This window comes from Sphingobium sp. KCTC 72723, assembly GCF_014280435.1.
Taxonomy (GTDB): Bacteria; Pseudomonadota; Alphaproteobacteria; order Sphingomonadales; family Sphingomonadaceae; genus Sphingobium.
Map to the genome: position 1 here is coordinate 1,216,048 of NZ_CP060388.1, position 15,027 is coordinate 1,231,074.

Below are 15,027 nucleotides of genomic sequence, written 5' to 3' on the forward strand. Positions count from 1 at the left end.
TCCTACATCCCTAGACAATGGGTCCGGGGGTTTCCATCATCGAAGCGACAATCATGCAGGCGCAACATGGGTTTCGGCTGGACCGTGCGCTGGCGGACCTGCTGCCCAACCTGTCGCGCGAGCGGCTGAAGGCACTCATCAACGATGGCCATGTCCGCTTGACCGGACAATCGGCAAAGATCGGCACCACTACTAAGGTAGCGATCGGCCAGCATTATATCGTCACCCTGCCTGCGCCGGTTGCGCTGGACACAGTGGCCCAGGACATTCCGCTGACCATCGTGCATGAAGATGCCGACTTGATCGTGGTCGACAAGCCTGCCGGTCTGGTCGTCCATCCTGCCGCCGGCAATCTGGACGGGACGCTGGTCAACGCGCTGCTCCATCATTGCAAAGGGCAATTATCCGGCATCGGCGGCGTGGCCCGCCCCGGCATCGTCCATCGCATCGACAAGGACACGTCCGGGCTTCTCGTCGTCGCCAAATCCGACAAGGCGCATGAAGGATTGGCGCGTCAGTTCAAGGACCACAGCATCGAACGGCTATATGCCGCGATCGTCTATGGCCATCCGGTCCCCGGCAACGGCACGATCGACGCCTGGCTCGGCCGTTCCGACGCTGATCGAAAAAAGATGGCCGTTCATCGGGAAGGGCGCGGCAAACATGCGGTAACCCATTATCGCATCATGGAGCGGTTGCAGGACGCCGCCATGGTCGAGTGCAAGCTGGAAACCGGCCGCACCCATCAGGTTCGCGTCCATATGGCCCATATCGGACACCCCTTGATCGGTGATCCGGTTTACAGTAGGGATAGAAAAGGTTTCAAATCAATACTGGAAACACTGGGTTTCAAAAGGCAGGCATTGCACGCCAAAAGCCTGGGGTTCATACATCCGGTATCGGGCGAACGGCTTATGTTCTTAAGTGCACTGCCTGCCGATATGCAGGAACTGTTAAGCCAGCTCCACGTATAGAGTTTGACAAGTTTGCGCTGGTGTTTTGGACGCCTCTTCTGGGTTCCGCCACGCATGAAAGGGAAAGGTGAAGCGACATGGCCAACAAGAGCAATGTCCCTGCGGTTCCGGCATTAGGCGGTGAAGCCAGCCTCAACCGTTATCTTTCGGAAATCCGCAAATTTCCGCTGCTCACCCCTGAGCAGGAATATATGCTGGCCAAGCGGTATGAGGAGCATCAGGATCCTGAAGCCGCAGCACAGTTGGTGACGTCGCATCTGCGCCTGGTGGCGAAGATCGCGATGGGCTATCGCGGCTATGGCCTGCCGGTCAGCGAGCTGATTTCCGAAGGCAATATCGGCCTGATGCAGGGCGTGAAAAAGTTCGAGGCCGATCGCGGTTTCCGGCTGGCGACTTATGCCATGTGGTGGATCCGTGCTTCGATTCAGGAATTCATCTTGCGCAGTTGGTCGCTGGTCAAGATGGGGACCACTGCGGCGCAAAAGAAGCTGTTCTTCAACCTGCGCCGGATGAAGAATAATATCGAAGCGTTCGAGGATGGCGACCTGCGCCCTGAGGACGTGACCAAGATCGCGACCGATCTGGGCGTGTCTGAGCAGGACGTGATTTCCATGAACCGCCGCATGGCGATGGGTGGCGATACGTCGCTCAACGTGCCGATGCGCGAAGATGGCGAAGGTCAGTGGCAGGACTGGTTGCAGGACAATGATCCGCTTCAGGACGAGCGGGTTGCCGACGAACAGGAAAAGACCATGCGTCATGAGATGCTGGTGGAGGCGATGACTGACCTGAACGATCGGGAAAAGCATATCCTGGCCGAACGGCGCTTGGCCGAAGAACCCAAGACGCTGGAGGAACTGAGCCAGGTCTATGGCGTGTCGCGTGAGCGGGTGCGCCAGATCGAGGTGCGGGCGTTTGAGAAACTGCAAAAAGCAATGATGCGGATTGCGGGCGACAGGTTGAGCCAGATGGCGCGCTTTGCCGTAGCCTGACACCAAGCTGGCCTGAATGACAAAAGCCCCGGAGCGATCCGGGGCTTTTTTGTTTGCAGGCCGCTTGAGCGGCGCGACGGGCGCGTTAGGCTGGCGGGATGACAATCCCCTCCCCTCCCCGCCGTTCACGCTGGATCAGCGTACCGTTCAGGATCATCCTTGGCTTCGTTGCGCTGTCGCTGTTGATGGTCGCCATCTATCGCTTCGTGCCGCCGCCGGTGACGTTGACGATGCTGTTCGACGCCAATGGCATCACGAAGGACTGGACCAGCCTGGACGAGATCGACCCGGATATGGCACGGGCGGCGATTGCGGGGGAGGACGGGAAATATTGTTCGCATCATGGTTTTGATGTCGACGCGATTGCCAAGGCGGCGATCCATAATGCCAGCGGCGGGCGCATAAGGGGCGGATCGACGATCAGCCAGCAGACCGCGAAAAACGTGTTCCTGTGGCAGGGCGGCGGGTTCGTGCGCAAGGGGCTGGAGGCGTGGTTCACCATGCTGATCGAGGCGATCTGGGGCAAGCGGCGGATCATGGAAGTCTATCTGAACGTCGCGGAGACGGGGATCGGCACTTATGGCGTGCAGGCAGGCGCGATCCGTTATTTCCACCATGGTGCAGACCGGCTGAGCAAGGCAGAGGCCGGGCGGATCGCCGCCGTGTTGCCGCTGCCCAAGAAGCGCGCGGCAGTCGCACCGTCGGGCTTTACCCGGCGCTATGGCAACACGATCGCGCGGCGGATCGAGGTAGTGCAGCGCGATGGGCTGGACGGGTGTTTGCGGTGAAACTTCGCTAACATAGGCCATATCGCCTGTAGCAAGTCGGGCTGCAAAGGTTTTCCTACATATAACTAACGGAAAAGGGGCGCGAATTTCTTCGCGCCCCTTTTCTTGGAAGTCAGGTGATCGGAAAGATCAGAAGCTGACGTGCAGCGAGCCGGAGACCGCGCGGGGCGAACCGATCTGCACGAAGCCGGGCGTGCCATACACGCCGGTGGCAGGCGTGAAGGACTGGCTCGACCCGCCGCCGAAACCGCCGACGTAGAATTTGTCGAACAGGTTGCTGACGTTAAGCTGGAAGTAGGTGCCTGCTGCACCCCAGCGCGCCAGCGAGAAGCGGGCGTCGAGATCGACCAGCGTGTAGGCAGGTGCCGCCGCGCTGTAGATCTGAACCGGCGTCAGGGCTGTTGCCGTGTTACGGTAGGTCGGCAGGTTGGTGTCGTAAACGAAGCGCTTGCCGGTCCGCTTGGCCTGAATACCCACGGTCAGACCTTCGAAATTGACTTCGCCGCGTGCGCCCAGCGTGTAGGTCGGCGCGCCGCTTTCACGCTTGCCAGCAGTCGGTGCGAATACCGGGGTAGAGACACCAGCCACGGTAACAGTACCGATCTGAAGATCGTCCTGAATCTTCGACTTCAAGTAGGAGCCGAACACATAGAGCGAAATCTGCTCGATCGGCTGATAGCCGATGCTGCCGTCGAAGCCGTATTTTTCGACCTTACCCAGGTTACGATAAACGCTGACGTTGAGTTCGGGATCGAACGCGGAGGCCAGACGGTCCTTGTAGCTGGTGTACCAGAAGCTGCCCTGGGCCTGGAACTTGCCTGCGGTGTAACGCGCGCCAAGGTCGAAGCTGTCGGTGGTTTCCGGATCGGGCTGGGCCGCGTCGTTGCTCTGGGCAAAGAAGAAGGCGTTGTAGAGCGAGTCCGTCCCCGGAACGCTCAGACCCTTCGAATAGTTGGCGAAGATGCTGGCTTCGGGCGTGATCTTGAAGTTCAGGCCGACGTTCGGCAGCACCTTGTTATATTTGAACTTGCGGGTCTGGGGCGCAGCCCAGGTCGGGTTCAAAGCGCTGGTGTTGGCCGGAATGGCAACGCCGGTGCCAAAACACTGGGTGGTGCCGGTCGCAGTGCTGGTGAAGCAGTTGTTCGACAGCTTGCGGCTGAAGAACGGAGCGCGGACACCCAGGTTCACGGTCAGAGCTTCGTCCATGAACTTGCCGACATATTCACCCGACACTTGGTGCAGGATGGCATAGGACAGGCGGTCACGCTTCTGAAGCGAGTTACCGGCCGTATCCGTCAGCGGGTTGTCGACAGCGAACACGTCGATCGTTTCGCCGTTGCTGCCGATCAGGCCGGTTTCGCCGGTCTGGCGGTGACGACCATGGTCGAACGTGTAGGCGACACGCACGCGGTTATTTTCGTCGATGTCGTAACGCAGCGAGCTGATGACCGCGAAACGATGCGTCTGGGTCTGGCTGGGTGCCAGAACGGTGACGGTGTCGCGGGTGTCGCCGTCGCCGTTCAGGTCACGACCGAAGAACGGCGTGCTACCGAAATAGCCGACCACCGGCTGAACGACGGTGCTGCTGGGGTTAAGGTCGAAGAAGCCTTCGTTGGCCGTGGCAGTGCCGCCGCCATTCGCCTTCACATATTGATAGCTGGGATCAACAGTCAGGACCAGATTGTCGGCCAGCGTAAAGCGCGAGTTGATGCGGATGTTGCCGGTGTTCGACGGATTGAAGCGATAGTCGAACACAGTGCCGCAGCTGTTGGCGACATCGGCAAGGCCAGCACGCGGAGTCGTCGTTTGACAGGCCGCCAGCGTGTAGAAACGCTCGTCCTTGTTGATCGGATAGCGGTTGGCCGAGTTCGGCCCGGCAACGCGACCCTGATCGGTATCGACGCGCAGTGGCAGCGAACCGAAGAAGTTGTTGCGGTTGGCGTTGTAATGGCCAGCGACCGAGATGAAATCGCCATTGCTGCCGATCGGCTGATAAACTTTGGCGTTATACTGCTGCTTGTCGATCTGGCCGAAATTGTTGAACACATTGTCGTTGCGCGTGGTCGAGGCCGAGAACCAGGCCTTCGTGCCGAAGGGCGTGAACACGCCGGTTTCGACCAGGCCGAACAGGCGGAAGAAGTCGTAATCGCCAGCCGCGCCAGCCATCGTCACCTTGAAATCGTCCGAACCCTGGATCGAACGATAGTTGACGGTGCCGCCCGAAGCAGCTGCCGTGGGGCTATCCACGTCGGTCGAGCCCAGGTTGACGTTGATTTCCTCGATCAGTTCGGGGTCGAGCTGCTGGTTGGAATAGATGGCATAGTTGCCGGTGTCGTTGAGCGGCATACCGTCGAACGTCAGCGAAACGCGATCCGGGCCGAAGCCGCGAATGTTCAGCTGACCACCAGCCGAACCATAGGGATCGTTATTCTGGAAGCTGACGCCGGGAATGAGGTTCAGCGCGTTCAGGATGGTGTTGCCCGAACCCTGCTTGGCGATCAGTTCCTGGGTAATGACACCCTTTGCCTTCGTCGTGTCGGGCAGGACGATGCCAGCGACGCCGGGAACCCGCCCGCCGGTAACGACGATCGTGTCTTCAAAGTCGATCGAGCCGGTCGACTGCGCGAATGCGGCGCCCGGAACGGCAACAGCGGCGATTGCGGCGCTGCACATCAGAAACTGCTTCATAAGACCCTTGTCCCTTTTTCAAGAGTGGCGCGCGGAGGCGCCCATGTTGTTTTTGCTTTTCCAAGCCACGACCGCCTGTGACGGTCCGTGACGACGGCCCTGTGATGCTCTGATTGCAAAATTGTTACAATGCACGCGCAGGACTGTCACATTCCCACCCCAGCCCATCAGACGTTGCTGATCGACCCGCCGCAATTGGCCATTAATTGTTTAATTTTAGTGACTTGATAGGCATTTTGCACGTTAGTTTGACAGTGGTGCAATTTTGCAACGCAGCAGGAATTTTTGTGCGAGTGCAGCATAGGCCAAGAAAAAGGGCCAACGGTTGCCCGTCGACCCTTTGATTTTCAACCCGAATGGACGGAATTTCAGGCGGCGTCCTCGGCCCGCTTGTCCTTTTCGCTGAACACGCGAATCGGTTCCTTGGTCCCGGCGACGACATCCTTGTCCACCACCACTTCGCCGACACCCTGCATCGAGGGCAGGTCGAACATGGTATCGAGCAGGATCGCTTCGAGAATGGAGCGCAGCCCGCGTGCGCCGGTCTTGCGCGCGATCGCCTTGCGGGCAATAGCGACCAGCGCTTCATCGGTGAAGCTGAGTTCGACATTTTCCATGTCGAACAGCTTGCCATATTGTTTGACCAGCGCGTTTTTGGGTTCGCCCAGAATCTTGACCAATGCGGCCACGTCCAGATCTTCCAGCGTCGCGATGACGGGCAGACGACCGACAAATTCGGGGATCAGGCCGAATTTGAGCAGATCTTCCGGCTCGCTCGACCGCAGCAGTTCGCCGGTCTTGCGTTCTTCCGGCGCTGCGACATGGGCGCCGAAGCCGATCGACTTGGCTTCCAGACGGTCACCGATGATCTTTTCCAGACCCGCAAAGGCACCGCCGCAGATGAACAGGATGTTGGTTGTATCGACCTGCAAAAACTCCTGCTGCGGATGCTTGCGCCCGCCCTGCGGCGGAACGGAAGCAGTGGTGCCTTCCATCAGCTTGAGCAGCGCCTGCTGCACGCCTTCGCCCGACACGTCGCGCGTGATCGACGGGTTTTCGGCCTTGCGGCTGATCTTGTCGATCTCGTCGATATAGACGATGCCGCGCTGCGCCTTTTCGACGTTGTAGTCGGACGCCTGGAGCAGCTTGAGGATGATGTTTTCGACATCTTCCCCGACATAGCCCGCTTCGGTCAGGGTCGTGGCGTCGGCCATGGTGAACGGCACGTCGAACGTCTTGGCCAGCGTTTGCGCCAGCAAGGTCTTGCCGCAGCCGGTGGGACCGACGAGCAGGATGTTCGATTTGGCCAGTTCGACCTCACCGGGCTTCGACCCGTGGTTCAGCCGCTTGTAATGGTTGTGGACGGCGACCGACAGCACCCGCTTCGCGCGCTTCTGACCGATGACATAATCGTCCAGCACGTCGCAGATTTCCTGCGGGGTAGGCACGCCGCCATCCTTCTTGCCGACAAGACCGCCCTTGGTCTCCTCGCGAATGATGTCGTTGCACAATTCCACGCATTCGTCGCAGATGAACACGGTCGGCCCCGCGATCAGCTTACGCACTTCATGCTGCGATTTGCCGCAGAAGGAGCAGTAAAGCGTGCTTTTAGAATCCGAACCGGTAAGCTTAGTCATTCGCCATTCTCTCTATCCCCGCCGTTTCACGACCACCAAGATCATGCCGGGCGAGGGATTTTCTGGTCCAAAGGCCATTCTAGACCGTGGCGCGCCGGTTCCACAAGGGGGGAAAGTGGCGCGCCAGGGTAAAGACAGGCTTTATGCGTCGGGCGTTTCTGCCACGGGGCGACGGTCCAACACTTCATCGACCAGGCCAAAGGCCTTGGCCTCGTCCGCTTCCAGGAAGGTGTCGCGGTCCATCGCCTTTTCCACTTCCTCCAGCGGGCGGCCGGTATATTTGGCGTAAAGATCGTTCAGGCGACGGCGAATCCGCAGGATTTCCTTGGCCTGGATCTCGATATCCGACGCCATGCCCTGCGCGCCGCCGGACGGCTGATGCACCATGATGCGGGCATTGGAGAGCGCGATGCGCTTGCCCGGCTCACCTGCGGCGAGCAGGAAGCTGCCCATCGAGGCGGCCTGGCCGATGCATACGGTGCCGACCTGGGGACGGATATATTTCATCGTGTCGTGGATCGCCATGCCCGCCGTCACCACGCCGCCGGGCGAGTTGATGTACATCCAGATGTCCTTTTTCGGATTTTCCGATTCGAGGAACAGCAGCTGGGCGACGATCAGCGACGCCATATGATCTTCCACCTGGCCGGTCACGAAGATGATCCGTTCACGCAGCAGCCGCGAGAAGATGTCGAAGCTGCGTTCGCCACGGCTCGACTGTTCGATGACGATAGGAACCAGCGCGGCCATGGGATCATGCATGATGTTGGTCATTTTGCTCTTTCAGTCTGGTGCTTTTGCCCAGCCCCTACATCGGCACAAATGGCGAATGGTTCAAGGGGGCGTGTGGCGCGAATGGCAGGTTCAGGGTCGGATATGATAGTCGGACGGCGCGCGGAAGGCGAGATAGGCGAGACGCCGCACTTCCTGCCGCCCGCGCACCACCGTGTCGAGGATGAGGCCGCACATCGCCAGCAGCGTGGCCAGAATCATGAGGCCAGTGACAAGGACAGCGGTGGGGAAACGCGGCACCAGGCCGGTCTGCACATAGGTCACGATCAACGGCGCGGCCAGGCCAAGTCCCAGCGCGACGAGGAAGGCGGCAATGACGCCGAAGAACAGGATCGGCCGCTCGATACGATAGAGGGTGATGATGGTGCGCAGGATGCGCCAGCCATCGCGATAGGTGCTGAGTTTGCTGACCGATCCTTCGGGCCGCGCGCCATAGGCGGTGACGATTTCGGCGACCGGCATGGCAAGTTCGAGGGCGTGGACGCTAATTTCCGTTTCGATCTCGAAACCTGCCGACAGGACCGGGAAGCTTTTGACGAAGCGGCGGGAAAAGACGCGGTAGCCCGACAGGATGTCCGTAAAACTGCGGCCGAACAGCTGCTTAAGCAGGCCGGTCAGCGCCCAGTTGCCGATGCGATGGCCGCGCCGATAGGCTTCCTCCACTTCCGAACGGCGGCATCCCACGACCATGTCGAGATTGTCGGCCAGCATGGCGGCAACCATCGCCGGGGCGGCGGCGGCTTCGTAGGTCGCGTCGCCATCGGCCATGATGTAGATGTCGGCATCCACGTCGGCGAACATGCGGCGCACGACATGGCCCTTGCCCTGTTGGGTCACGCGGCGGACGATGGCCCCTGCCCCGGCCGCCAGGTCGCGGCTGCCGTCGTTGCTGTTATTGTCGAACACATAGATGTCGGCATGGGGCAGCGCGCGGCGGAAATCCTCCACCGTCTGCACGATCGCGCCCGCTTCATTATAGCAGGGCAGGATGACCGCGATGCGTGGTTCCGCATGGACGGTATCGGTATCCGCGCTTTTGCCGTTCACTGGCTTACCATCCACTGGCGGAAATTCCTTCATCGCACGCCCATCCCTGCCCATTTCCATATGCAGCCATGGGCGATCATGATTAATATTTCCTCTGCCATTACCGGCGCGAAATGAAAAGCGCCCGCGCTTCGCAAGGAAGGCGGGCGCTTTTTCAAACGGACCGGGCGGGCTTATTCAGCCTTGGCGGCGGCCTTTTTGGGAGCAGCCTTTTTCTTGGGCTTTTCCTCGGCGGCAGGGGCTTCGGCATCCGCTTCCGGTTCGGCAGCCGCAGCCTTCTTGGGCGCGGCCTTCTTGGCCTTGGCGGGGGCTTCTTCAGCTACTGCTTCGGTTTCGGCGGCTGGTTCGGCCGCTGCCTTCTTGGTCGCAGCCTTCTTGGCCTTGGGCTTTTCGTCATGGTCATGACCGCAGTTGGGACCATGGACATGGGGCTTGATGTCGCCGTCTTCGGCTTCGATCGCCGCTTCCAGTTCTTCCTTGGTCACGGCGCGATCGGTGACTTCTGCCTTTTCGAACAGGAAGTCGACGACCTTGTCCTCATAAAGCGGCGCGCGCAGCTGGGCTGCGGCCATCGCATCCTGACGGACATATTGCACGAAGCGTTCGCGGTCCTGCGGGCCGTACTGCTGCGCGGCCTGCATGATCAGGCGGTTCATTTCCTGATCGGATACAGTCACGCCATTAGCCTGGCCGATTTCCGAGAGAAGGAGGCCAAGGCGGACGCGACGCACCGCGATGGCGCGATAATCTTCCTTTTCGGCTTCCATTTCGGCCAGTGCCGCTTCCGGGTCGGCTTCATGGCCGGCTTCGTGCTGAAGCTGCGCCCAGATCTGATTGAATTCGGCTTCCACCATGCTGGGGGGAACGTCGAAATCATGCGATGCGGCCAGCTGATCGAGCAGCTTGCGCTTCATGTGGGTGCGGGTCAGGCCGTTATGTTCCTGCTCGATCTGGCCCTTGAGCAGATCCTTGAGCTGGTCCAGCCCTTCCAGACCCAGCGACTTGGCAAATTCATCGTCCAGCTTGGGCTTGTCGCCGTCGAGGATCGCCTTCACCTTGATGTCGAAGGTGGCAAGTTTGCCAGCCAGATGCGCCGCGCCATAATCTTCCGGGAATGTCACTTCGATGACCTTCTCATCGCCCTTCTTCAGGCCGCCAAGCTGTTCTTCGAAGCCGGGAATGAACTGGCCCGCGCCGATCGTCAGCTTGACGTCTTCGGCAGCGCCGCCTTCGAACGGTTCGCCGTCGACCTTGCCGAGGAAATCGATGGTCAGCGTATCGCCGTCCTGCGCCGCATGATCGTCGGCCCGTTCTTCCAGAGCGCCCTGCTGCGTGGCGATGCGACCGGCGGCCTCATCGATCTGCGCTTCGGCGACTTCGACGGTCAGGCGTTCCAGCTTGAGGCCATCGACGCTGGGCGCTGCGATTTCGGGCAGCACTTCCAGCTCGACCTTGATTTGCGCGTCCTTGCCGAACTCGAAACCTTCGTCCAGTTCGACCGAAGGCTGCATCGCGGGACGCAGCTTCTGGTCGGCGATCAGCTTCTGGATGCTTTCCTGAATCGAATTGTTGAGCGCTTCGCGCTGCAACTGTTCGCCATGCATCTTCTTGACGAGATTGGCAGGCACCTTGCCAGGACGGAAACCAGGCATCCGCACTTGCGGGGCCATGGCCGTCACTTCCTTTTCCACGCGAGCGTCGATATCCTTCGACGTGATGGTGACAGTGTAGGCGCGCTTAAGGCCCTCGTTCATCGTCTCGACAGTCTGCATGTCTTCTCTCAACGCTTTCTTCAGCTGAATTTCGGTGGCGCTGCCGCGGTCGGCATACTGGTGCGGGCGAAGGGACTCGAACCCCCACATCTTGCGATACCAGAACCTAAATCTGGCGCGTCTACCAGTTTCGCCACGCCCGCATCGGTCGCCGGTCGGCGCGGCATAGAGAAAAGCGCAGGCAGAGGCAAGGGCCACAGCCATATGCCGGGAAAACAGGCATCTGGAACCTGTTGCCACGATCATGCGTAGGTCATGTGACTATCACAGGAGAGACGCCCATGGCCACCCGTCCCGATCCTTCGCCCGATGGCGTCCCCCCGCCAGACATCATCGATCCGCAGTCGCCGGACGAAACCCCGCCCCCTGCCACCCCGCAAGAATTGCCCATGACCGAGCCGGACGAGATCACGCCGGTCGGCCCCGATTATGATCAACCCGACAGCGCACCGATGGAAGTGCCGCCAAACTGACGTGGCGACAGGGTCGCCAGACCGATTCCATCAGCCACCCGCAACAAAATTTGCCGCCCGCGACATAAACCCACGCTTTGCGACCCCAAAGCCACAGTTTGTCATGCGATCGCTAAAATTAGGCCGCTGTCGCGCTGGACAGCGGCCTGCAACCATGGTTGGATCATGTCATAGAGAAGAAATATACCGAAATGCTGGAGAGGCGCGGCTGACAAAAAATGGGGGTCAACGTGCATAGGGTTCGCGCTAAACTGGAATGGTTCAAGACAGTGATATTGCCGCAGGAGGCCGCTTTGCGCGGGCGTCTGCGCCGCATTCTGCCTTCTACCCATGAACTGGACGACATGGTCGCCGAAGTCCTGGCCCGCGCCTATGCGACGGAAAACTGGGAAAATGTCAGCACCGGCCGCGCCTATCTGTTTACCATTGCCCGCAATCTGGTGATCGACAATGCCCGCCGTAACAAGGTGGTCAGTTTCGAAACGATCGCCGATCTGGAATTGCTGGGCGGCGAAAACACCATCGAGGCGCAACTTCATGCGCGTGAAGCGTTGCGGCAGGTCGAGGTAATCGTCGAGTCGTTGCCCACGCAATGCCGCCGCGTCTTCATACTTCGCCGCATCCACGAAAAATCCATGTTGGAAATAGCGGAGGAGATGGCTCTGTCCGTTTCTACTGTTGAGAAACATCTGGCCAAAGCCATCGCAATAGTTATGCGGGCCTGGGCAGAACGTGAGGAAACGGACTTCGAACGTGCAGGGGTCGGGACCAAAGTCAGGATGCGGGAACAGGGACGCGATCGAAGCGGAAGCCGCGCGCCTGCTGGCCAGGCTTAACAGCGACCCCACGCCTCAAGACGAAGCCGATATATGTGCCTGGGTCGAATCGGACCCGCGCCATGGTGTCGCCTTTGCCCGCGCCGAAGCCGCGTGGGAAGCCACCGACCGACTGAAAAGCGCCGCTGCCGACGTCACCCTGCCCCCCATGGCGGCGATCATCAGCGAGGAACAGCAGCGCCGCCTGTCCCGCAACATACTGATCGTAGCGGCCGTTGCCGTGGCGCTGTTCATCGTTGCCGCGATTGTGACGGTGCGCACCTTTACCGGGGTCGAGCGGTACGAAACCCGCGTCGGGGAAATCCGCGACATTGCGCTGGACGACGGGTCAACCCTGCATCTTAACAGCGGCAGCGAGGCCGAAGTCCGCTTTACCGCCAATGGCCGCAAGGTGCGGATCATCAAGGGCGAAGCATCGTTCGAAGTCGCCCATGACGATAAACGCCCGTTCGACGTAGAAGCGCGATCCGCCGTAATTCGCGCGGTCGGCACTGCTTTCAATGTGCGGATGCGCCCGTCCATGGTCGAACTGACCGTCACCACCGGCGTCGTCACGGTCCATTGCGGCGACCGTGCAGGCAAGAAAGTCGATGCCGGTAGCGGCGCCGTGATCCAGCCACGCAACATCGCACTGACCCGGCTGGGTGCCAAGCTGGTCGATCAGCGCACGGCGTGGCGCGAACAGATGGTCGAACTGGACGGCGAAACGATCGAACAGGCGACGGGCGAATTCAACCGCTATCGCACCACGCCCATCCTGATCGGCGACAATCGCGTGTCGGCATTGCGCATCGGTGGCCGTTTCCGCGTGACCGACAGCCGGGAGTTTCTGTCCGCGCTGCAACTGAGCCTGCCGATCCGCGCCGTGCATGGCGAAGATGGATCGGTGATGCTGCTGTATCGGGACGAGGAACCGGCTGTAGCCGCCAGCGCGTCGGCGCTTTAGCCGAGCAAAGTGCGGACGAGGTCCGGCACCAGTTGCGTTGCGGGGCCGAGCCGGGTTTCTTCGAACCAGATGCTGCCCGCCGATGGATCCAGGTTGAGTTCGAGCGTGCGTGCGCCGACATGGCGAGCGGTCTGGACGAACCCCGCCGCCGGATAGACCGCGCCCGACGTTCCGATCGACACGAACAGGTCCGCGTTGCGCACCGCTTCGTCGATGGCATCCATGGCATAGGGCATTTCGCCAAAGAACACGATATCGGGGCGCAGCGCGGGCCGGGCGCAGGTGGCGCAAGGGGTGCCGGGCGGCAACGAGGCGGTCCATGGCACAGTCACGCCACAGGCCGCGCACAGGGCCGATTGCAACTGACCGTGCATGTGGATCAGCCGGCGCGCGCCTGCCCGCTCATGCAGGTCATCGACATTTTGCGTGACGATCAGCAGGTCGCCATCCCATGCCGCATCCAGCGCGGCCAGCGCATCATGCGCGGCATTGGGCGCGACTTCGGCCAGTTTCGCGCGGCGTTCATCGTAAAAGCGGTGGACCAGCGCGGGATTGCGCGCGATCGCCTCTGGCGTGCAAACCTCCTCCACCCGATGCCCCTCCCACAATCCATCGGGACCGCGAAAGGTGGCAAGGCCGCTTTCGGCGCTGATACCCGCGCCGGTGAGGATCATGATGTTCTGGATGTCTTGCGCCATGCCTTCATGCATAACGATGCCATCGGGTGGAGGCTATGGGCGACTGCTTATCGAAGTCTTTACCCCGTGGGCGTTAGGACCAAAGCGATATGCGATTGCCGGATTTGATCATGCGCCCCTCCCTTGCCCTGCTTGCTTTCCTTTTCATCGCCCAGCCCCAGCCTGCCTTTGCGCAGGTGGCCGCTGCCGATAGCGGCGACACGGGATGGATGATCCTGTGCGCGCTGTTGCTGATGTTTGCGGCTCTGCCGGGGTTGATGCTGCGCCATGCGGGGCAGGTGAATGTGCGCAACGCGCTGTCGGTCGTGGCGCAGGGCGTCGTGGTGGTGGCGATGGTGTCGCTGGTGTGGGGCGTGGCGGGCTATAGCCTGGCCTATGCGCCGGGCAGTGCGTGGCTGGGTGGCGGGGCGAACCTGTTGCTCGCCAATCTGGGGCAGTTGCGTGACGGGCTGACCGTGCCGGAATCCGCGTTCGTATTGTTTCAGATGGCGCTGGCGATGCTGGCCGCCGGATTGCTGGTCGGCGCGATTGCCGAGCGGTGCCGGATCGGCTGGTGTGTGGCCTTTGCGCCGCTATGGCTGCTGCTGGTCTATGCACCGATCGCCCATGCCATATGGGGCGGCGGGTGGCTGGCGGATCTGGGCGTAATGGATTTTGCCGGGGGGCTGGTGGTGCAGGCAAGTGCGGGCTTTTCCGCGCTGGCGCTGGCGCTGATCGTCGGGCGGCGGCGTGAGGCGGCTGGCGCGGGTCATGCGCCGTTGCTGACGATTGTCGGCGGCGTGCTGATGTGGATCGGCCTGTCGGGGGCCGTGGGCGGATGGGCGCTGGGGGCGACCGACGATGCAGCGACGGCGCTGCTGAACCATCATTTTGCGGCTTGCGCGGCGGCTTTGGTCTGGGCGTTGCTCGACCAGATGCTGGGCGCGCGGACCAGCGCAACTGGCGTGTTGAGCGGGGCGCTGGCGGGGATTGCCGCGATTTCGGCCTGCGCGGCGCTGGTCGGCACGGGCGGCGCTATGCTGATCGGCGCGATAGCTGCGTTGATATGCCGGAGCGTCGCAGCGCTGGTGGCACGCCGGGTCGATGATGCCAGCGGCATATTCCTGATTCACGGGGTTGGCGGTGCGACCGGGGCGCTATTGTTGCCCCTGTTCGCCATGCCGGTGCTGGGCGGGGTCGGCTTTGAAGGGGCGATCAGCCTGACCGGCGCACTGGTGAGCCAGTTCGTCGGGCTGGCAGTCGTCGCGCTGTGGGCCATGGTCGGCAGCGCGATCGCGGCGCTGATCGTGTCGGTCGTCATCCCCATGCGCGTGGATGCGCAGACGGAAGCGGACGGGCTGGATGCCAGCCAGCATGGCCAGCAGGGCTGGGACTTCCGTTAGGC

Annotated in this window: 13 protein-coding genes and 1 tRNA gene; 7 read left to right on the forward strand and 7 right to left on the reverse strand. The window is 61.2% G+C overall.

Annotated elements, in window-relative coordinates:
* Positions 1–17 precede the first annotated feature (17 nt).
* The 3 genes from SPBM01_RS06010 to mtgA all read left to right on the forward strand — a co-directional run bounded on the left by SPBM01_RS06010 (position 18) and on the right by mtgA (position 2,754).
* Positions 18–974 (forward strand): RluA family pseudouridine synthase, encoded by a 957-nt coding sequence (locus SPBM01_RS06010; protein ID WP_188064448.1) that lies wholly within the window; start codon positions 18–20, stop codon positions 972–974.
* A 77-nt stretch (positions 975–1,051) separates the two neighbouring features.
* Positions 1,052–1,966: an RNA polymerase sigma factor RpoH gene (gene rpoH / locus SPBM01_RS06015; protein ID WP_188064449.1), complete on the forward strand. Its 915-nt coding sequence runs from the start codon at positions 1,052–1,054 to the stop codon at positions 1,964–1,966.
* 98 nt (positions 1,967–2,064) lie between these two features.
* Positions 2,065–2,754, forward strand: a complete 690-nt coding sequence (gene mtgA, locus SPBM01_RS06020) for a monofunctional biosynthetic peptidoglycan transglycosylase (protein ID WP_188064450.1) — start codon at positions 2,065–2,067, stop codon at positions 2,752–2,754.
* 129 nt (positions 2,755–2,883) lie between these two features.
* On the opposite strand, the gene SPBM01_RS06025 is transcribed toward mtgA, so the two are convergent.
* The 6 genes from SPBM01_RS06025 to SPBM01_RS06050 all read right to left on the reverse strand — a co-directional run bounded on the left by SPBM01_RS06025 (position 2,884) and on the right by SPBM01_RS06050 (position 10,833).
* Positions 2,884–5,442 (reverse strand): TonB-dependent receptor, encoded by a 2,559-nt coding sequence (locus SPBM01_RS06025; protein ID WP_188064451.1) that lies wholly within the window; start codon positions 5,440–5,442, stop codon positions 2,884–2,886.
* A 368-nt stretch (positions 5,443–5,810) separates the two neighbouring features.
* Positions 5,811–7,079 carry an ATP-dependent Clp protease ATP-binding subunit ClpX gene (clpX, locus tag SPBM01_RS06030; protein ID WP_188064452.1) on the reverse strand — a complete coding sequence of 423 codons (1,269 nt, stop codon included), beginning with the start codon at positions 7,077–7,079 and terminating at the stop codon, positions 5,811–5,813.
* Positions 7,080–7,220: 141 nt separating this feature from the next.
* Entirely contained in the window at positions 7,221–7,853 is a 633-nt protein-coding gene (gene clpP, locus SPBM01_RS06035; protein ID WP_188064453.1) for an ATP-dependent Clp endopeptidase proteolytic subunit ClpP, read from the reverse strand.
* Between the two features lie 90 nt (positions 7,854–7,943).
* Positions 7,944–8,951: a glycosyltransferase family 2 protein gene (locus tag SPBM01_RS06040; protein WP_188065581.1), complete on the reverse strand. Its 1,008-nt coding sequence runs from the start codon at positions 8,949–8,951 to the stop codon at positions 7,944–7,946.
* A 140-nt stretch (positions 8,952–9,091) separates the two neighbouring features.
* On the reverse strand, positions 9,092–10,690 hold the full coding sequence (gene tig / locus SPBM01_RS06045; protein WP_188064454.1) for a trigger factor: 1,599 nt from the start codon (positions 10,688–10,690) through the stop codon (positions 9,092–9,094).
* A 58-nt stretch (positions 10,691–10,748) separates the two neighbouring features.
* A tRNA-Leu gene (locus SPBM01_RS06050) sits at positions 10,749–10,833 on the reverse strand.
* 138 nt (positions 10,834–10,971) lie between these two features.
* Here SPBM01_RS06050 and SPBM01_RS06055 point away from each other — a divergent pair.
* The 3 genes from SPBM01_RS06055 (at position 10,972) to SPBM01_RS06065 (ending at position 12,945) form a co-directional block, all read left to right on the forward strand.
* The gene (locus tag SPBM01_RS06055) at positions 10,972–11,163 is read left to right on the forward strand and encodes a hypothetical protein (RefSeq protein ID WP_188064455.1); all 192 of its coding nucleotides are present in this window, start codon (positions 10,972–10,974) and stop codon (positions 11,161–11,163) included.
* 230 nt (positions 11,164–11,393) lie between these two features.
* On the forward strand, positions 11,394–11,999 hold the full coding sequence (locus SPBM01_RS06060; RefSeq protein WP_188064456.1) for an RNA polymerase sigma factor: 606 nt from the start codon (positions 11,394–11,396) through the stop codon (positions 11,997–11,999).
* The gene (locus tag SPBM01_RS06065) at positions 11,917–12,945 is read left to right on the forward strand and encodes a FecR family protein (RefSeq protein ID WP_188064457.1); all 1,029 of its coding nucleotides are present in this window, start codon (positions 11,917–11,919) and stop codon (positions 12,943–12,945) included. Before SPBM01_RS06060 ends, SPBM01_RS06065 begins: the two co-directional genes overlap by 83 nt.
* Here SPBM01_RS06065 and SPBM01_RS06070 read toward each other — a convergent pair.
* Entirely contained in the window at positions 12,942–13,643 is a 702-nt protein-coding gene (locus SPBM01_RS06070; RefSeq protein WP_188064458.1) for an NAD-dependent deacylase, read from the reverse strand. The two genes, SPBM01_RS06065 and SPBM01_RS06070, sit on opposite strands and share 4 nt — an antisense overlap.
* A gap of 110 nt (positions 13,644–13,753) precedes the next feature.
* Between SPBM01_RS06070 and SPBM01_RS06075 the strand changes: the two genes are divergently transcribed.
* A complete protein-coding gene (locus SPBM01_RS06075) occupies positions 13,754–15,025 on the forward strand; it encodes an ammonium transporter (RefSeq protein WP_188064459.1) in 1,272 nt (423 codons plus the stop codon).
* The last annotated feature ends 2 nt before the right edge of the window (positions 15,026–15,027 follow it).